A 19,111-nucleotide genomic window follows, 5' to 3' on the forward strand; every position below is an offset into this window, starting at 1 on the left:
TGTAATTGACACTATATTAGTTGTGGACTAGAATGGTCTATATTATCGAATAAAGTATAAAAATAGCAAAAATATAATAAATTTATTCAAAAACAAAAATTTAAAAGAGATGTAATGCTCAATGAAGTATTCTTGAAAAAGGCTTTAGAACGTTTACTTAATTACAAGGAGGGCGTTTATGAGCAAGTACATATTAGGTTTATGTTTATCAGATCATGATTCTTCCGCGTGCTTAATCAAGGATAACCGGATTTTGGTTGCGATCAGCAAAGAAAGACTAACCCGCATTAAACGGCATGGATGCTCCAAAGGCGACTTTGATAATGAAAGCGTTCAATATTGTCTTGACTATGCGGGAATTTCCATTGACGATGTCGATTTAATTGTCCAGAACAGCATTTTTACATACCTCAGCGATCCTGCCTACTATGAAACTCTTCAACACTACAAAGGCAGTCATAATTACAGCGAGCGAATCATTAATATGACACAGCATCCTGTCCTTCCTATTTCGCATCATTTAGCACATGCCTACTCTTCCTACTATTTATCTCCTTTCGATGAAGCTGCGATATTGGTTATTGATTCTATGGGCAATGAAGATCACTCTGTGATGAATTTTTTTCAGGGAGAAGATCGGGAATTTCTATTATCTTCCGGGTACCGTGCAACAGGAGGGTGGGAGAGGGAATCCGTATACACAGCCAAGGGCGGAATAATTACGCCAATAAGCAAACGTTTCGCACGGGACACACAACCGTATGACAGCTTAATAAAAGGGTTCGGCATCATGTATCATGAGGTCTCGGAATACATATTCGGAGATGGTCACAAAGCGGGGGAGACCATGGGGCTTGCTCCTTTCGGCAAAGCCGATTATCCGTTGGGCGCTGTTTCATTTACGGAAGAAGGGTACGCGTTCAATGATCAGTGGCTGAAGAAACTGGATAAGCCGCATCTATCCATGGATCAGTGGAACGACAGATTTGAGGAATTTGCCAGTTTGGCATATCAGGTGCAAACAGAACTTGAGGATTCGCTTATTCACATGTGCAATCGTATCCACAAAGAGACGGGACTTGATCACCTGTGCTTGGCTGGAGGCATTGCATTGAATAGCGTAACCAACAAAAAAATTCTTGACCATACGCCGTTCAAATCCGTTTTTATCCCACCGGCTGCCGGCGACAGCGGGATCAGCATCGGCTGTGCGCTTAAAGGGTACCGGGAACTGGGCGGTTCGCCCAAGGAATTTGTTTTTCTCAATGATTATCTGGGGAAGACATATTCCAATGAGGAGATTGTGCAGGCCATTGAGAACTCCGGACTGCAATTCCGCAAATCCGAGGATATCTGCAAAGAGGTCGCAGGGTACCTGAGCGAAGATCAGATTATCGCCTGGTTTCAGGAAGGAAGCGAATTCGGGCCGAGGGCGCTGGGACACCGCAGCATTCTATGTCAGGCTACAAGTATTGAAATGCGGGATTCCCTGAACGCGAGGGTGAAATTCAGGCAGAGCTTCCGGCCATTCGCCCCGAGTGTCATGGAAGAATATGCTCCTGATTTTTTTGAAATGGATTTCAAAAGTCCCTTTATGCTCATGGTCACTGATGTCAAGAAGGATAAAGCTGATGTTGTGCCCGGAATAGTGCATGTAGATGGTACCGCCCGGGTCCAGACTGTGACGGAGGAAGAAAACGGCATTTACTACAGATTGATTAAAGAATATGCCCAGTTAACCGGAATCCCATTGATTCTCAATACTTCGTTCAACGTCAACGGCGAACCGATTGTTGAAACCCCTGCCGATGCTCTGAACTGTTATAAATCTACTAACATAGATATTCTTGTGATTGGTGATTATATCATCAGCAAATAGGTGAAAAATATCACAATTCACCTAATGCCTGCTTGGGAGGAATGGGTTTGGGAGACAAACTGATTTGGGAACCGCATGCCGTATTATTTCCGATGCCTACTGTAATTATCTCTACCGCATACGAGGGGAAAGAAACCGTTGACACCTGTGCCTGGCTGATGCCGGTGAACCTGGATCCCCCTATGATAGCGCTTGCGCTAAGGCCGAAATATTTATCATGGGAATATATTAAACAAAGCGGAGAATTTGCAGTTAATATCCCTTATGAGAATCAAACGGAATTTACAGATTATTGTGTCAGGACAAGCGGTTACACCGAGGACAAGCTGTGCGAGACCGGATGCAATGTGTTTTACGGTAAACACATCAAGGCTCCTCTGTTAAGCGACAGTATAATCAACATGGAATGCGCTGTGAAAGAGACTTATGAGATTGGCGGAACGCACAGCATTTTTGTCGCTGAGGTTCTGCAGACATATTTTGATGAGAAGATCGTTGTTGACAGGGATTGTGATAATTTGAACGATGCCGTATCGCTTCAGAATGCCAAAGGCATTGCATATGTAATGGGTGAGTATTGGAATCTAGGCCATTGTATAGGCTTAAGGAGTGAGTAGGATGGCAGTAAGCAGCGGATTTCGGCCAACAACCGATGATCTGGTTCTTAGCTCAGGCAATAAAGAGATTTTTATGAACATGTTCATGCAGTTGATGAAAAAAGGGGTAGAATTCAAGCTGAGAGAACCCGTAATCAACTTTGTTGAGCCGGGTGAACTGAACGGTATTCTTGATCGTTTTACAGTCAAGCAAGAAGGCATTGAGCTTGTAGAGCTTCTGAATGACTTTGAGACGCTTGGCAAGTATTCGCTTAATTTCAGTTCCGCGAATTTCCTCGCCCAGCCTGATAGCGGCAATTCAATAGCCGGATTACTGGGGAAATCGGCAAGGTTTTTTTACAGCAGAATACCGTCAATTATGAATATTCACCTGCAGCGACATTGTTGGAGATTAAACTTCTTACTTTGCTGCGGGAGATTATTGGTTACCAAGTGCTGCCCAATCCGAAACTGCTTGCCGTCAATACTGGCGGTGCCTTTACTTTTGGAGGTTATGGTTCCAACATGTCCTGCTTGCTGGCTGCACGAGAGAAACTTAAGGAGAAGTTGAGGGCACAAGGAAAAATATTTAATCCCAGAAGAACAAAGGTAATAGCGGCGGTGCCTTTTGCCCATTATTCGTTGCGCAGAAGCCTGGACATCCTCGGGCTGGGCAATAAGGATCTGTCCGATATCCAACTGGTGGAAAATGGGCTTGACCGGGAAGCGACCATTCATGTGGAAACGGAGCATTTCCGCATGAATATCTCTGATTTGGAATGCAAGATTGTGGAAGCGGAGGCGGACGGGACAGATATCATGGCCATCTATGCCATCGCCGGTGAAAGCCGGGCCATGGGGTTTGACCAATTGGCGGAGATTGCCGAACTTGCCCGTAAGCATGACATATGGCTGCATGTGGATGCTTGCCAGGGCGGGCAATGTTTGTTTAGTCCCAAACTGAGGAGAACGTTGTTGAACGGAATTGAGCAATGCGACAGCATAGCGCTTGATCCGCATAAAGTGTTTTTGTTGCCTTATAATTTAAGTGCTTTCTTTTTAAGAAATCCAAAGGATTTATATTTATTGCCGAAGGGGTCCACAATTATCAGCAATGAAGATGATTCTTTGGGGAAATTTACTCCCGGGATCGGAAGCAAGGGATTTATATCCCTGAAACTGTATTTCATGCTGAGGCATTGGGGGCTGGAGAATGTTGGGCTGGAGATTGACCGGAGGCATGAGCTTGCATTAAGAACCGTTGACATGACCGGACAATTCGAACAGTTGGTAGTACTTAATCCTGAACCACAGCATAACTCCGTCATGCTTATGTATAAAACGCCGGGATACAGGCATGATCATGTGCTTTTTAACCAGGTTAACCAAAAGATTCATAAACGCATGACTGAACATGGAACGTATATGGTTCACACTTTTCCCAGTATTGATGATGAGTCCGTAATCAGTAGCAACAAGAGCGTGCAATTCTATCCGCTTCGCTTGATGTTTGGAAATCCAAACTCTACGGAAGAGAATATCCTGGGCTGCTTAAAAACCATTATTGATCTTGGAGATGAAATCCTGCGTGAACTTAATGTGGAATAAGCCAAAAGTTAGCGTGATTATGCCCGTCTATAACCGTGAGGAAGTTCTCAGCTGCGCCATTGAAAGTGTACTGAACCAAGACTATGCAAAATTTGAACTGATCATTGTCGATGATTGCTCGACTGACGGCACGCCTGAAATAATCAGCAAATATGAAAAGCTGGATAAACGTATACGTACTGTGCGGAATGAAATGAACAGCAGGCTTGCCCCGCAGGAATGGGAGCCGCGTAACGATGGTCTGAAACTCGCCCAAGGTGAATATGTTGCCTATCTGGATTCGGATAATGAATGGTGGCCGTCGTTTATCGGGGATATGTCGAAGGTGCTGGAGATGAACCCGGAGATACAGCTGGTCCATTGCAACAGTCTTAATTTCTATCCGCCTCAAGTACTCCAGCGTGTTATGGCATCGGATCAGCGAAAACTAGTCTATTGCGGGAATGATTGTGCATGCTTCAGCTGTGAGGAGCTGATCGAAAGCGAATTCGGTGCTGCCGTCTATATCGATACCAATGAAATGATGCATAGGGCTTCTGTATTCCGGGAGATCGGCGGCTACTGGAATACTTTCCACCCGAGGCGTAAGGAGATTCAAGCCTACCAAGGCAACCGCTATTTGTATCGAAGACATAATGATCAGGATTTGTTTGAACGCATCTATTACCGTTATTCACGCCAAAGCATATATCATTTAAACAAAATGCTTGTCAATTATTATTATCCCGGTTCCAACCGCACTCGTCAGCCGCAATGGTTCGAGCATATTTAGCCATAGGGAAGGAGACACGCCTTGTCAATTCTTGACACTGTAATCGAGAACAGTCTCGAGTCGTTGAACATCGAGCATTTTTATAACGATTATCTGGTTGCGGACAAGCGTACGCCTGTCCATGATATGAGCCTGGGTGAAATTGCAAATGTCCATTATTCCGAAAATCAATATGGTCTGTATAAGCGGTTTCTTACAGAGCATGATTTGCAGAACAAACTGACCAGATATGGGGGGGCTGAAGGAACTCTTGAAACGGTATTAATAACCGCCAAGCATGCAGGAGCGTTAACCGGTTTGTCTGAACTTGACGAAAGGCATATCACATTTTTTGACGGTGCGCAGGATGCCATATCCAATGTCATCTCTTGCACGGTATCGCCGCTTGGCTCCGGCTACCGCAACAAGCAATTTGTTCTTGCAGCCATTCCCTCGTATCCTTATGCTGCATCTATCCTTAATCAGAAGTGCGGCGTGAAACTGTTCCAGGCTTTTTCTGGGGATGAATTTGCCCAAGGGGTCGTAGATTGCATTGATGAAACGATAGGGGCCATTCTGGTTAATATTCCGCAAAATCCGCTTGGCTACATCCTTACCGCTGATCATGCGGAAAGAATCAACCATGCGGCGCGGTTGCACGATTGCGCAATTATTGTGGATATGGTCTACGCGGGATTTACGGACAAAGGCGATATTCAACAGGCATTAAGCCAATTTGATCCTGAACGGACCATTTACTGCGACAGTTTTTCCAAAATTTTTGGTCTGCCGGGGCTCAGGCTAGGGATGGCCTTCAGTAGCAATCAACAAATTTGCAGTGCACTGAGAGCTGTTAAGAGCGCCCATTCGCTGCTGCCCAGTGCACTGAAGTATTTGTTTATCGGTTATTTGCTGAAGAATCATCAAGAACTGATCGAAGCGATTCAATCCTCTTTAAGGATGCGGCATCATCTCTTTGCGAGCAGCTTTGAATCTTTGAACAGCTCAGCCGCCAGGCTGTTTCCCTCCGATAATCATTTGTACCGGTGCATTGATCTGGGGGGATGTCCATCACTTCAGATAAAGCGTTAGATGAATGGACGTATTCGTTAGAGAAGATGACCGGGGTCAGAGTTACCTCTGGAAGCAAATTTTTTCCAAACCTTAATTTCGTGCAGAATCATAGTCCCAAATATATGTATTGCAGCAGCGGGCAGACCCATAAGCCGTTCTGGCGGATTTCATTGGGGAAAGAATCCGAAATTGAAGCAGTCTCGCAAAAAATATGCAATTTTCTCAGAAACCACTAGAAAGGATCAAAAGATGATGGCTGTATATACACATGAGCTTTACAACAGAATTAGCCTGGGTTGGAATCAGGATGAGAAGTTTATTCCTGAAATAGCAGCTAAGTACCACGAGTATATCACCGAAATATTCTTCTCACCCCGCTTGCTTTAAAGCTAGGCAACGGTAAGGAGCATTACAAGGAACTGGAACTGGAAGCTTACAGAGAACAATTGACTGAGATTAAAGCTGCGTATCCCCACATTGGCTTAAACATGCTATACAACTTCTTCTGTATGGGAGATCATTTAAAGCCGGATAAAATCAAGAAATTGCTGGATATTCCGCAAAAATTAGACGTAGGAATTGAGATGCTTTCCGTCTCAAACTTGCTGCTGGCCGAGATTATTATGAAAGAACTTCCTCATATCAAACTCCATTTATCTGTCAGATTGAACATTGACACGTTCGAAAAAGTCGCATTTCTGGTAGATAAATACGGGGAAGATTCGATTTATTGCATCAATCTGGGCAGGAATTCGGTTTACCAGCTGCCGCTGTTTCAAAAATTAAAGAGGGAATTCCCCGGTATCAAATATAAGATAATCCTCAATGAGTTCTGCACCAGGGATTGCCTGGATTCGGATCTGCACAGCCAAATGAAGGCCCACAACTCATATTTGCACGTCGAACGGTTTCTGTGCGCTTCTTATCAAAAGCATAACTGGTGGCGCTATTTTACAGGGCAAGGTATTCTGCCGAACGATATCCATCATTGGTTTGGCCAGATGGATATCTTCAAAATATCTTCCAGATGGCTTCCCACAGATCAAATCGCAAAAATTATGGAGTTCTACTTGAATGGAGAGGAAGTCAGCCTGGGAGATATTATCTATACCATTGGTCAAGGCGGTACACGCTTCAGGTATAATCCGGAGTTCATGGCCGAGATTGATGTGGACAGGAAATATCCCCAAGATTATTGGAACCGCCGCTCCAAGTGCAAGTTCAACTGTACTGAGTGCGGCTATTGCAAACAAGTAGCCGACAGCTTTCTTAAAGGGGGGAGCAACAATGGAACGGCTGTTGTCTCATCTTAACTATTTAAAAATGCATGTGCCCTTTTATATGGAGAGAAACCACCAAGCTACTTCCATTGCGGAACTTCCAATAATGACAAAGGACATGATCCGCAAACAATACGGCGAATTCTTCAGTAATGAATTTGCCGAAGTAAAAGATCGCCTGGTTGAGTTTGTGCGGAATCCCGCCATACAAAAAGACCGTACAGACAATGAGCTGTACTTTTCTGAAGATATTATCGTTGAAGAAACTACTGGAACCAGCGGTGTTCCGTTTCGGTGTGCTAAGACCAAGCCGGAACGGGCCGTACTCTCCTTAGGGATCTGGAAGCAGAGACGGCGGCTGGACCGGAAGGTTAGCCCCGGAAATCTTTTTCAATTCAATCATATCGGCAAAGATGCTGACAAATTGGATATTTACAATTATGATCCTGAGAATTTATTGAAAATTTACGGCAAAGTCAAGGATGCAAACGCCCGCTGGCTGCATACTCCACCCAGTACCATTCAGCATCACGTTGCTTCCTTGCAAAAAAATAATATCCAGCTTGATCTCCCCAAATTAAAAGTGATTGAGTGCAACGGAGAGTATCTTCGGCCGGAGACGAAAAAGATAATTGAGGAATATTTCAACGTTCAGGTCGTCAATCAGTATGGAACAATCGAAACATGGACAATCGGATTGAGCTGTGCCTGCGGCAATTTACATATTAATGAGAATGTGCATGTTGAACTGGTTGATGATGACAACAATCCTATCACCAAGCCCCATGTTACGGGACGGCTACTGCTGACTGCGCTTTCGAACCGGTTGCTACCCTTTACACGCTATCTGTCGGGTGATTACGGATACTTTAATGAAGAAACTTGCGGTTGCGGCAATCCGAACCCCACATTTACGGTCCTTGAAGGCAGGGAGATCAATTTGATCAAAGGCTGCAAAGAAAAATTGTACGGAAATGTGTTTTTCCATCAGATGGTTAGAAGAGTGCTTAGAGAGCGGCAGATTCCCGGGCTGGAATATATACAAGTCATTCAATCCAATTTGGACCATTTCAATGTCTATACGAATTATTTTGATGAGGTAGAAGTGTTCATGGAATTATTTGCTTCCGCAGCCTGTCTGTGTATGGAGCGAGACGTTGCCTTTCAGCACAATATTTTAAGCGAGAGTGAAATTGTACGGAAGCAGCGAGAGAAGCCGAATGTATTCATTTGCAGATGTTAGAGATGGGGAATGCCAATGAGTAGAATGAACAGGCTGTTTCCGGACCTGAATTCGTTCAAAGACAGCTTGCTCCAGTGGGGTAGCTGGAGGGGCGATTATACTTGGCTCTGCGACAATTCAACACGGGTGTCACAACGACTGCATGAGCTGGGAATTACCCGGTATATGAATGTAGTTATGATGATGCGGAACTCCCCGGCAATGCTTAGTGCAATTCTTGGAACACTTGCTTGCGATGGAGTTGTTGTTCCCCTCTATCACAACACGCCGGCGCGTTCATTCGAGTTCATCATTCACGAAACGCAGCCCTTCGCCGTTATATTTGACCGGAGTTGCATCGATAAAGAAGTGCTTACGCTTCTCAGAAACAAAGGGCATGCGGTACTTTGTATCGACTTCTGCGAAGGAAGCGGGCAACTGGTCATGGAGGAGATAGCTTCTCCGGCCGGCAGCTTGGCGCCAAGATTGATGGATGAGGATGTATGTGAAATATTGTTCACCTCAGGCTCAACAGGCACTCCCAAGGGTGTGCTGCTCACAGAGGACAATGTTAAGCATTGCGCCACCAGTGTACACACTTATCTGGAATTACAGTCAGCCGACAAAGTTCTCTTGACCAAACCTTTGGCTCACTCATCCGGTATGAATTCCGAATTGTTTGCCGCGTTATCGGTTGGAGCTTCTATTGTAATTGAACCTGAAGTGCTGGTTCTTTCCCGGCTGATCAGAGGAATCAGGAATTATGGAGTCACTGTTTTTTTTACGGTTCCTACATTGCTTGAACTGATAAGGAAAGCGGGGCTATTGCCCCGGTTCAGGGAGACGAAATTACGGATTATTCACTTTTACGGCGCTCCGGCCGGTCAATCTCTGATCCAGGCATTGATATCTGAAATTCCCCAGGCAGAGATTATTTATGGTTATGGAATATCGGAAGCGGCCTCGCGGGTCACATATATCAAGACAAGAGAGCTGGGTCTTCTCACTGGCTCGTCTGGCAAGCCTATCGCAGGAGTGCAAGTGGATATTCAGAGGCCGGATGGAACATCCGCCGAAGCCGGCGAAATCGGTGAGGTTGCTATAGCGGGTCCAACATTGATGAAAGGTTACTTGTCCGAAACAACCGCAGCGCCATTCCGCGCAGGCTGGCTGCTCACCGGGGATATTGGCTGGTTGGACAACGACGGTTATTTGTTTCTTTGCGGGCGTAAAGATGACATGATTATCAAGGCCGGGCTTAATATATATCCAACCGAGATCGAAGAGGTCTTATTGGAGCACGATGATGTTCATCTGGCTTTGGTTAAGGAAGAAAGCGATCACTTGGGAGGCAGCAGAATAGCCGCCTATATAGAAGCTTGCTCTGGACGAATATTGTCCACTGCAGATTTAGTCCGTCATTGCCGGCTAAGACTGGATCATCGCAAAGTGCCGGCGGCCTTTTATTTTGTGGATAAGCTGGAGCGGGGCTTAACCGGTAAAATCAACCGAAAGGGAAGTGGGGGCAATGGCGATGAGATCCGTCCAGCAAGAAGTTTGGAAGTTAATCAAGGAGATTAAACCCGAAATGGATTTACCTGATTCAGCGGCTCCTGATACGGATCTGATGAACAGTCTAGGATTCGATTCCATTCAGTTAATCCAGCTGATAGTGAACTTAGAGACAACGCTGGATTTTGAATTTGAAGACCAGGATATGTCGATGGAACACTTTTTGAAATTGGAAGATTTAGTTCATTTGGTAGAGCAACGGATCACAGAACAAACCACATTATAAAAACCCCGGAGGTAATAAACATGATTTCGTACATTTTAGAAGGACCCAAAAATATGATACCGGTGGATGCTGAAATTCCGGAGCCGTCCCCGTATGAAGTCCGCATCAAAATAGCTTATACCGGTGTATGCGCCTCGGATATTTCCATCTATCTTGGTAAACGATCGCCGGAAATGTATACGGAAGGCCCAGTACTGCTTGGTCATGAGCCTTCGGGAGTTATAGACAAGATAGGAAGCATGGTCACTGGGTTAAGGGTTGGTGACCGTGTTACCTGTATAGGTGTCTGGGGCTGTTTCTCCGAATATGTAGTCACTGAGCCGATGAATGTGTTAAAGCTGCACCCTGACCTTTCTTTGGTTGACAGCAGTATAGTTGAAGTTTTGCCGAGTATAGCGATGACTGCCATGAAAACGGGAATTACGGAATCGAGCGATGTTCTGATCTATGGACAAGGTTTGACCGGACTGATCATGACCCGTCTGGTCCGGTTCTTCGGTTGTAAAAAACTGATCGTTGCCGATCTATATGAAGAAAAGCTGCGGATTGCCAAAGAATTCGGTGCAACTTATTTCATTAATACTTCTACCGAAAATATGACGGAGCGGATCAAAGAAATTGTACCTGAAGGCGTTGATATTGCCATTATTGCCACGCGGGACGGCAATGATGTGGAGAAAGCTATCGACTGGACCAGAATAAGAGGGAAGATCGTTAACTTTGGCGGAATTGGCCCCTGCGACGGATTTGACTACTTTAAACTGCACAGAAAGGGACTTTCTGTGGTTAAAGAAAGTATGAATATTTCAGGTGTATTCGAGCACCGCAAACTGTGGCGTGACGCGATGGAGTTGGTAGCGGACGGGATTCTGCCGACACCGCGCCTTCGGACGCATATTTTTCCTATGGATCAATTACAACAAGCTCTCGATTTACGTGCAGAATGCAGTGCCGGTGCGATTCATGTATTGATGGAGAATGAGTGGGCGCGCGAGAAAAGGCTCAACGGAGAATTTTTCTAAGCCTTAATGACAGGGGGATCGGAATGGATCAGCATAAAGGCAATATGATCGCAACTTATAGTGACAGCCGTCAAAGCAACATTGTTAAAGCCGGGAGCACCAAAGGATTTATGAATCTTGGATATGAACGGTACTCCCTTGAAAAGACAAGCTCCAGACAGAAGCAAATCCAGATGGTTGACCATATTTTCGAATTGCTTAAACCGGAAGTAAATGAAGATATCGCAGATGTGGGCTGCGGTATCGGCGGAGCTATGACCAGGCTTTTAAGTACATTTTCCGTCAAATCCGTGACCGGTTTCAATATTGATCCGCTGCAGCTTGAAGCGTGCCGAAGCCTGCTGGAAGAACATCGCGTTGTGCAGCGAGCCCATTTGAACGAAGTCAACCTGGAAGAGGAAGGCCTCAGGGGACAACTCTTTGATAAGATATACGGCATTGAAATCTTGACCCATATCCGTAACAAGGAGAAATTTCTACAGCATTTATACAATGGAATCAAACCTGGCGGCAGACTGGTTTTGGCTTACACCACGTTGGCAAGGCCGTTCCATGAATTTCGGGGTGAGGATCAGGAGTTTATGCTGAAGATCGGAGAGTACTTCAAAGAGACGCCGGAGGACTTTCTGACGGAAAGGGATTATAAAGAATTGCTTAATGACGTAGGCTTCCGCGAAGAAAAGACAATAAATGTTTCGGATCATGTCTTCCCGCACCGGCACGCCCATATGGCTAAAACCTATGCGCAGCTGAATTCTAAGAACCGGATTGTCAAAACCGTGAGTTCGTATTATTGGAAGAACAAAGAACGGTGCGATATCGATTATCTGAATACGTTCCTTAAAGATCAAATAGCGAAGCATCAATGCAGGATGTACGAGTATTATTTGACCGCTTGGAGGAAATAAACGACGAATGTCGCAGGGATAACCGCATAAGTCGAAAAGTAAGGAGGTTTCATAATGGACTTGGATTTACTCTTAATATCTCCTCCGTATTGGGATTTTTACTCTCCCTTTCTGGCTTTGCCGAGTTTGAGCGGATTTCTGCGTTCCAAAGGATTCGCTGTACGGCAGCTTGATTTAAATATTGTTCATTTCAACCGGATGATCGATAAGCAGGGGTTCGCCATTCTTAAAGAACTGCAAAATGATGATGTATATGACGGTCTGGACACTGCATATAAAAATGTGTTCAAAGCAAACGATGCAAAAGAGTTTACCAGAAAGAGTGCTTTTATACAGCCGGGACAATTAAGCGGACAATTTCTCAAGAAAAATTTCTATCAATTTACATTGGATGAAATTAATTTTTTGGATGGCATCTTTCATTATATTTATTTTAATCAGCTGTACAAAAAGAACTATTGGGATAAATTGGCGGAGTTTGAGCTGGACAGTATTATGGAGGAGGTTAGCAGCGGGCTGTTGACGGACACCTTGATGGGCAACGAGTGCATGACGTTGATTCAGCAAGGGCTTCGGCTGATTGGATTTTCCAGTACCAGCTTCGATCAGTTCATTGTTTCCTGCATTTACGCCAGAATGATTAAAAGGATACACCCAGAGGTAAAGATTATATTTGGCGGCAGCTACATCCCTGTGCTTGTGAAGACGGTGCGCCCTGACAAACAGAGAAAGATCTTCGATTTATGTGATTATATAGTAAACGGAGAAGGAGAAACCGCCTTGGAGTTAATTATTCAGTACACCTCCAAGGGGCAAGGCGAATTAGCGGACATTCCTAATCTTTGCTTTATGGACCCTTCGGGACAGGTTGTTCATAATGCGGCTAAATTTGAAAATTTTCAACAGCTGCCGGAACCTGACTTCAATGATTTGGATTTTGAATTATACTTGATGCCTGAAATTATGCTTCCCTATCAGAGCTCACGCGGTTGTTTTTGGGGCCACTGTACATTTTGCGACCATGATGCCAATTACCGGTATAATTTTAGAAGCAAAACTGCTGAGACGGTTGTAGAAAATTTAGCTGCTTTGAAGAAAAAATATAACAACCAACATATACAATTTGTCGATGAAGCAATTAAACCGGAGAAACTGAAGGAAATTGTAGCGGAGATGGAAGCACGTGAATTGAACTCGTTGGATTGGATGTATTACTCTCGGATCAGCGGGGAATATACGGATGATCTTGTACAGAGGGCCAGAGCTTTAGGTTGCCGGCTGGTTTTGTTTGGCGTTGAAACGTTTAATTTGCGGCTTATAAAAATGATTCGTAAAGGCATTTCCGAGAAAAATATATCCAAGAATTTAAGCATGTTTAATAAATTTGGCATTAAGAATATAATATGGATGATTTGTGGATTTCCTTCACAAAGGGAAGAAGAGATATGGTATGATATTGATAAACTTAAGGAAAATTCACCCAATTTAAAGGGGGTTTTCGCCGGTTTGTACCGCTTGGAACGTAACTGCGATATGTACAGTGCACCGGAAAAATTCAATATCATCGATTCTGACCCGGATAATCCGTACATCTTCAAATCGCATTACAACGGCGAACTGATCGATCAAAATCAAATCTTCTCTCTTTACAAACAGGAGTATGCTCCGCTTGTTAGTGAGCTTTCCCGCTCACACAACAGGTATATTATCTATTTTCGCCAGGAGGAACAGGATGAGCCAATGGAAAGGGGCTTGTCCAAATGAATGTAGCGCTCTGGCATTATACCAATGAGAATGACAAGTCTACGTATATGCCTCTTGGAATTCGTTATCTTAAATCTTATGCCGAACAATATTGTGAACAACATCACAATGTTACGATAATCGAGCGGCTTCACGAGTTGACGGATGATGTGGATGTTGTGGCTATATCCTGCATGTCACAAGATTTTGAACTTTTAAAGGAGCAGTTACAGGAGATACGGAAACGGGTGCGGGACATTGTTCTGGGGGGATATCATATTTCCTTAATGCCGGAAACGCTTCCGGAGGAAATTGCTGTTGGCGTAAGATTTGAAGGCGAAGAAACCTTCAGAGAGATTCTGGATATTAGAGCCAGGAACGGTTCCTTGCAGCCCGAGTACTTAAGTGATGTCAAGGGAATTGTATACCGCAATAAAGGAAACGTGCAGATCAATCCCTTGCGTGAGCCGATCAAGAAAATGGAAACAATCCCTTTTCCCGACCGAACCTCTTTAATGAAGCCGTGGTGGCAAAAGAAACAAAACCTGTTTTCCTCACGGGGGTGCCCTTTTAAATGTGTATTCTGCTCTTCCACCAATTTCTGGAGCCGGTTTAGAAGATTCGGCGCAGAATATGTAGTTGACGAGATTTGCGCCATCTTAAGAGACTTCCCGGACACTCAGGAAATCACTTTCGTGGATGATTTGTTTACCGCTGACCGAAAACGACTGCGTAACATTATCAGTCTGATGGAAGAACGCAATATTCTGGGGAAGTTGCTGATCAACATCTCTATCCGCGCAGATCAGGTGGATGATGAAATGTGCCAGCTGCTTAAGGCGCTGAATGCCAATTTCATTTATTTCGGTATGGAGTCTGCGAGCCCCCGTATTCTGAATTACCTCAAGAAAGGCACTTTAACCGTGCCTCAGATACAGCATGCGCTTGATTTACTTTACCGGAACGGCATTCCCATCAGTGCCTCAATCATTGTCGGTTCTCCTGGGGAGACTGAAGAAGATCTGCGGATGACCTATGATTTTGTTGTCAGGAATATGCGTGAAGGAAAGCTGAATGAAGTGGCTGCGAACATCTTGTCTCCGATGCCCGGTACGGAGTTGTGGGAGGAGGGCAAGACAAGGGGGATCATTCAGGAGCCTGTTGAGTGGAGCCGTATGCTTTATTATGGATATACGCATACCGAGAAGTTCTATAACAGGCCCTTTCAGGAATGGGTCAAACTGAGAAGTCAGTACGACAGCTTTTATTTGAATGATGAGATGTCTCAGCACCGGCTTTATGAAATTATGCTGGAATACGATGTGCAGATCAAAAAGATATTTGTTGGACGGATCTACCGAAAATATCGAGATCTGATCGAAAATATTTTTGCTCAGCTCCAGCCGGGCCGGAAATTGATTGTGTATCACGTGAATGAAATTTCTTATACTCTGGTCCATCTCCTAAGAGAACAGAACTTTGAGGTCTCCTATGTAATAACGGATGATGATGAGATGAACTATACGTATCTGTCGGATGTACCGGTCCTTCAATCCGGACAATGGTCCCGAATTGAGGACGGCCACATTGTAATCAGCTGCAGCGAGAAAGACTCCGTTGAAGTACAACGCCTTACAGAGAAAAAAAGGCTGGACCTAATCAATTTAACGGCAGAAACACTCCGGGTAGGAGGGGGAAAGGTTCTTGAAGCAGAGCGAAAATAAGCCGGGGTCTTCCTGGAGAGTACTCACCTCCCTGTTGCAAATCAACAGAAAATTGTGGCCACAGTATGTATTTTTAATCATTTGTATTATTTTGGCCGCTGGCATTGATGTGGCGGGAACTGAAGCGTTCAGACGCATGATTTCGGCCGCCACCGACAGTAATATGGGGGCTCTGCGGGAGTCTTTATTGCTGGCTGGAGGGGTTATAGCCGGAACTGTAATTCTAGGGTCCTGTGCTTCCCTGCTCACGGAATTTGTAAATTACAGATCTTCGGTGCATCTGGAATCTTTAATGGTTCAAAAATTACTTCATATGAATATTGCCTCCCATAGAAATTACCACTCCGGAGATCTGGTGAAGAGGGTAAGCGACAATGCACGCAACGGCCAAATTGCACTGAACAATAATCTGATGGACGGGTTCCGGGTATTTGCAGTCATTGTTCTAAATCTGGTGTATTTGAGCGCTATTAATATCCTGTTTACCGTAAGCTGCCTTGTTGTCGCGCTGCTTCTTCCCTTCGCTCTAAAATACTTGTCCCGAAAATTAAATGTCATTTACGGGCGTAAGCTCGATGCCGAATCGGCGCTGAATGCATTCACGCAGGAGTGTATTGACGGCGCCGAGGTGGTCCGTACCACCTCTCTGGGGGAGCGGACCGATTCAATCTTCCACAGCAAATATGCGGAATTCATGAAGTGGACCAAAAAGGGGATCTGGTTCGAGTCGCTAACGAATCAGGTGAACTTTTTTATCCGTATCGGCGGCATGATCTTCATCATTGGCTACGGCGGTGTTCTCGTCAAGCAGGAGATCATTGGTGTCAGCAGCGTTGTAGCCTTTATTCTCGTATTCTGGAGAATGCTTAATCCGATATCCAATGCTATGGTGATGTGGCCCAGAGTTCAGAATTCGTTAAGCCAATTGTCCCGTGCATTGGAGATTCTTGAAATGGAGGAAGAACGCGGTATACATAATGGTAATGAAATGTCCCGGAGCAGCAGTGAACCGGCGATGGTACAGTTCTCCAATGTAAGCTTTGCTTATTCGCCCGGTAGAGTTGCGCTCGACGCCATTTCTTTTACGGTGAAAGCAGGCACTGTTACGGCAATCGTTGGCCCAAGCGGAAGCGGAAAAAGTACAATACTTCAGTTACTCCTCGGGTTTCTGCAACCAGCGTCAGGAGAGATCAGGATTGGTTCCGCACTGCAGGCAGAGCGTGGTGTTTTGCAATGGCGAAGTGATATTTCGTATATCAGCCAGGAAATGTATGTGTTCTCCGGGACCTTCTTTGAGAACATTGCTTTGGGTAAGCTTGATGCTACCTTGACAGAGGTTATGGATGCAGCCCAAAAAGTAAACATGCACGATATGATCATGAGTACGCCTGAAGGCTATGGTACCTTGATCGGTGAAGGCGGGCTGACACTCTCCGGCGGAGAGTGCCAGCGGATCTCCATTGCCCGGGCACTGCTGAAGCAGGCCTCCATTTTTGTAATGGATGAACCTACCTCTGCGCTGGATGGAGAGAATGAGGCGGCTATCTTTCGGGAATTTAAGAACATGATTAAGGATAAGACGCTAATTATTGTCAGCCATAAGCCGTTGCGGTTGGAGCAGGTGGACCAATACTTGTATCTGGACCATGGACAGATTGTGGAACAGGGAACTTATGAGCAGTTGATTGCCCGGAAGGGCAAATACTACAACTTGCTAAACGGATATGCAGAGGAGCATGATATCGCATGAAGCATAAAGGAGCCTCCATCTTCTTGAGAGTATTCACTTATGTGAAGAACGGCAAAAATCTGCTTCTGTTTGGCCTGATTTTATTGATGGTTGATGTCGCTTTTAATATCGGCATAGCCAAGGTTCAGCAGTCCTTTTTGGATGTTCTGAATCAAGGGGATTTCAAGCGATTATCCTTCTATCTGATTGTGTTTTCCATCTGCTTCTTGCTTGCGATGATTCTTACCTTTGTGGGCTATTTCTTCAGAGAATATTCTTTTTCTTTGCTGACAAGAAATTTTCAGTTTGACACCTTCTCCATGCTAAACAAGTTGCCTTATGAAGAGCTCAAGGGACGGCATTCCGGGGATTTGATATCCCGCGCCTCCTATGATGTCCAAGACTGCAGCAGACATTTGAAAGACGGGCTCTTCGGGATTTTTGAGAACGCACTGCAGTTTGCTGTTGCTTTGACCTATTTGTGCTTTATCAATTTTCCGCTGGCCGTTACAGTGGCCATTACGGGCGTCCTTATCTTTTTTTGCAGCAGTATATTTAATCCCAAGCTCCGGAAAATATCTTCAGAAATATATAACAAGGAGTCTGATATCAAGAATTTAATTAAAGAAATGGCGCAAGGAATTTCTGTCGTGAAGGCTTACGGGCTGCAAAGCTATTTCGGGGAGAAATATGCAAAGTATAGAAGGGATACTTATCTGTTATACAGGAAAAGCATACTCACCAATGTGTTTATGCAGCAACTGCTGAATATTATGAGGGAATCAGTCTGGATCATAGGTGTATTTCTGATCTGTCTTTCCGCAATAAACGGAGAAATGACGGTTGGCCTTGTGCTTACCTTCACGTTGCTGATGAGTCAGGTTTTGTGGCCGTTTGTAATTATCGCAGATCGCTGGAGAACACTGAATAACAGCTACGGATCTGCATATCGGGCACTGGATCTTGCCGCCTTCGGACAAAATTCGCAATCGGAGAAGATAGAAGTCACAAATCCATTATTGCCTCCCGCAGAAGACATTGCCGTCCTATTGCGCAATGTATCGTTTAAGCCGGACAAAAGCGTCGAAGAGCCGCTGTTTGAGTCTTTTGATCTTGAAATCCGCCGAGGTGAGAAGGTAGCCATCGTGGGGGCAAGCGGTTCAGGGAAGAGCTCCCTGCTGAAATTGATAACCGGTCTTTACCGGCATGACAGCGGACTAATAACGATTTTTGATAAGCAGGTTGACGGAACTTCTGAAGTAAAGGACTTTTATTCCTATGTTCCGCAGCATAATTACCTGTTTACGGGAACAATTAGCGAGAATATATCCTTCGGAGCAATTTCCTTTGATGATGACCATATCAAACGCGCTGCTGAGGCAGCCAATGCGGATGAGTTTATTTCCCAGCTTGAGCAGGGGTACAGCACTCCCGTAAAAGAGGGGGGAGCTACACTATCCGGCGGACAAAAACAGCGGATTGCCATTGCAAGGGCAATGTTAAAGAATGCCCCGTTGCTTATTTTGGATGAAGCTACATCTTCTTTGGATCGCCGGAATGCGATGAAAATTCAACGCTTACTGGAAAGCTTGCCAACAGAAACAACGTGTATTTTTGTGACGCATTCCCCTGCTTCCCTGTCCTTTGTAGATCGGATTGTCATACTGGAGAAGGGGCGGATAGCAGCCTCGGGAAGTCTTGAAGAACTAACACAGCGAAATCTTCTTTATCAGGAGTTATTTAACTCCGCCGAAGTTTGAATGAAATCTAATTATTT

General features: G+C 44.8%; 15 protein-coding genes. All 15 read left to right on the forward strand.

The features are described from left to right. The first annotated feature begins 178 nt into the window (after positions 1 to 178). The 15 genes from JI735_RS21125 (at position 179) to JI735_RS21195 (ending at position 19,094) form a co-directional block, all read left to right on the forward strand. Positions 179 to 1,879 carry a carbamoyltransferase family protein gene (locus tag JI735_RS21125; RefSeq protein WP_039835799.1) on the forward strand — a complete coding sequence of 567 codons (1,701 nt, stop codon included), beginning with the start codon at positions 179 to 181 and terminating at the stop codon, positions 1,877 to 1,879. A 47-nt stretch (positions 1,880 to 1,926) separates the two neighbouring features. Then, on the forward strand, positions 1,927 to 2,496 hold the full coding sequence (locus JI735_RS21130) for a flavin reductase family protein (RefSeq protein WP_051051842.1): 570 nt from the start codon (positions 1,927 to 1,929) through the stop codon (positions 2,494 to 2,496). A gap of 384 nt (positions 2,497 to 2,880) precedes the next feature. After that, complete coding sequence (locus tag JI735_RS21135; protein ID WP_233476508.1) at positions 2,881 to 4,083, forward strand: pyridoxal phosphate-dependent decarboxylase family protein; 1,203 nt, start codon at positions 2,881 to 2,883, stop codon at positions 4,081 to 4,083. Then, entirely contained in the window at positions 4,073 to 4,855 is a 783-nt protein-coding gene (locus JI735_RS21140; protein WP_051051844.1) for a glycosyltransferase family 2 protein, read from the forward strand. Before JI735_RS21135 ends, JI735_RS21140 begins: the two co-directional genes overlap by 11 nt. A gap of 21 nt (positions 4,856 to 4,876) precedes the next feature. Further along, a complete protein-coding gene (locus JI735_RS21145; protein ID WP_202676395.1) occupies positions 4,877 to 5,926 on the forward strand; it encodes a pyridoxal phosphate-dependent aminotransferase in 1,050 nt (349 codons plus the stop codon). Between the two features lie 428 nt (positions 5,927 to 6,354). Next, entirely contained in the window at positions 6,355 to 7,221 is an 867-nt protein-coding gene (locus tag JI735_RS21150) for a hypothetical protein (protein WP_202676396.1), read from the forward strand. Positions 7,222 to 7,294: 73 nt separating this feature from the next. Next, positions 7,295 to 8,431 carry a phenylacetate--CoA ligase family protein gene (locus tag JI735_RS21155; RefSeq protein ID WP_157771396.1) on the forward strand — a complete coding sequence of 379 codons (1,137 nt, stop codon included), beginning with the start codon at positions 7,295 to 7,297 and terminating at the stop codon, positions 8,429 to 8,431. Between the two features lie 15 nt (positions 8,432 to 8,446). Further along, positions 8,447 to 9,991: a class I adenylate-forming enzyme family protein gene (locus JI735_RS21160; RefSeq protein WP_167330813.1), complete on the forward strand. Its 1,545-nt coding sequence runs from the start codon at positions 8,447 to 8,449 to the stop codon at positions 9,989 to 9,991. A gap of 7 nt (positions 9,992 to 9,998) precedes the next feature. Further along, positions 9,999 to 10,208 carry an acyl carrier protein gene (locus JI735_RS21165; RefSeq protein WP_039835793.1) on the forward strand — a complete coding sequence of 70 codons (210 nt, stop codon included), beginning with the start codon at positions 9,999 to 10,001 and terminating at the stop codon, positions 10,206 to 10,208. 20 nt (positions 10,209 to 10,228) lie between these two features. Continuing rightward, on the forward strand, positions 10,229 to 11,230 hold the full coding sequence (locus tag JI735_RS21170) for a zinc-dependent alcohol dehydrogenase (RefSeq protein ID WP_051051848.1): 1,002 nt from the start codon (positions 10,229 to 10,231) through the stop codon (positions 11,228 to 11,230). 23 nt (positions 11,231 to 11,253) lie between these two features. Next, positions 11,254 to 12,138: an SAM-dependent methyltransferase gene (locus tag JI735_RS21175; protein WP_039835794.1), complete on the forward strand. Its 885-nt coding sequence runs from the start codon at positions 11,254 to 11,256 to the stop codon at positions 12,136 to 12,138. A 54-nt stretch (positions 12,139 to 12,192) separates the two neighbouring features. Further along, a complete protein-coding gene (locus JI735_RS21180; RefSeq protein WP_039835795.1) occupies positions 12,193 to 13,902 on the forward strand; it encodes a B12-binding domain-containing radical SAM protein in 1,710 nt (569 codons plus the stop codon). Further along, the gene (locus JI735_RS21185) at positions 13,899 to 15,605 is read left to right on the forward strand and encodes a B12-binding domain-containing radical SAM protein (RefSeq protein ID WP_039835796.1); all 1,707 of its coding nucleotides are present in this window, start codon (positions 13,899 to 13,901) and stop codon (positions 15,603 to 15,605) included. Before JI735_RS21180 ends, JI735_RS21185 begins: the two co-directional genes overlap by 4 nt. Then, positions 15,586 to 17,355 (forward strand): ABC transporter ATP-binding protein, encoded by a 1,770-nt coding sequence (locus JI735_RS21190; RefSeq protein ID WP_202676397.1) that lies wholly within the window; start codon positions 15,586 to 15,588, stop codon positions 17,353 to 17,355. Before JI735_RS21185 ends, JI735_RS21190 begins: the two co-directional genes overlap by 20 nt. After that, positions 17,352 to 19,094 carry an ABC transporter ATP-binding protein gene (locus tag JI735_RS21195; protein WP_039835807.1) on the forward strand — a complete coding sequence of 581 codons (1,743 nt, stop codon included), beginning with the start codon at positions 17,352 to 17,354 and terminating at the stop codon, positions 19,092 to 19,094. Before JI735_RS21190 ends, JI735_RS21195 begins: the two co-directional genes overlap by 4 nt. Positions 19,095 to 19,111: the final 17 nt, after the last annotated feature.

Source organism: Paenibacillus sonchi (genome assembly GCF_016772475.1).
In the GTDB taxonomy this organism is placed as follows: Bacteria; Bacillota; Bacilli; order Paenibacillales; family Paenibacillaceae; genus Paenibacillus_AQ; species Paenibacillus_AQ sonchi.

What these genes read in the sequence shown, in the direction of transcription:
- JI735_RS21160 (WP_167330813.1), top strand. Translation starts at nt 8,447, where the DNA reads ATGAGTAGAATGAACAGGCTGTTTCCGGACCTGAATTCGTTCAAAGAC.
- JI735_RS21170 (WP_051051848.1), top strand. Translation starts at nt 10,229, where the DNA reads ATGATTTCGTACATTTTAGAAGGACCCAAAAATATGATACCGGTGGAT.
- JI735_RS21195 (WP_039835807.1), top strand. Translation starts at nt 17,352, where the DNA reads ATGAAGCATAAAGGAGCCTCCATCTTCTTGAGAGTATTCACTTATGTG.
- JI735_RS21155 (WP_157771396.1), top strand. Translation starts at nt 7,295, where the DNA reads ATGACAAAGGACATGATCCGCAAACAATACGGCGAATTCTTCAGTAAT.
- JI735_RS21165 (WP_039835793.1), top strand. Translation starts at nt 9,999, where the DNA reads ATGGATTTACCTGATTCAGCGGCTCCTGATACGGATCTGATGAACAGT.
- JI735_RS21125 (WP_039835799.1), top strand. Translation starts at nt 179, where the DNA reads ATGAGCAAGTACATATTAGGTTTATGTTTATCAGATCATGATTCTTCC.
- JI735_RS21180 (WP_039835795.1), top strand. Translation starts at nt 12,193, where the DNA reads ATGGACTTGGATTTACTCTTAATATCTCCTCCGTATTGGGATTTTTAC.
- JI735_RS21185 (WP_039835796.1), top strand. Translation starts at nt 13,899, where the DNA reads ATGAATGTAGCGCTCTGGCATTATACCAATGAGAATGACAAGTCTACG.
- JI735_RS21175 (WP_039835794.1), top strand. Translation starts at nt 11,254, where the DNA reads ATGGATCAGCATAAAGGCAATATGATCGCAACTTATAGTGACAGCCGT.
- JI735_RS21140 (WP_051051844.1), top strand. Translation starts at nt 4,073, where the DNA reads ATGTGGAATAAGCCAAAAGTTAGCGTGATTATGCCCGTCTATAACCGT.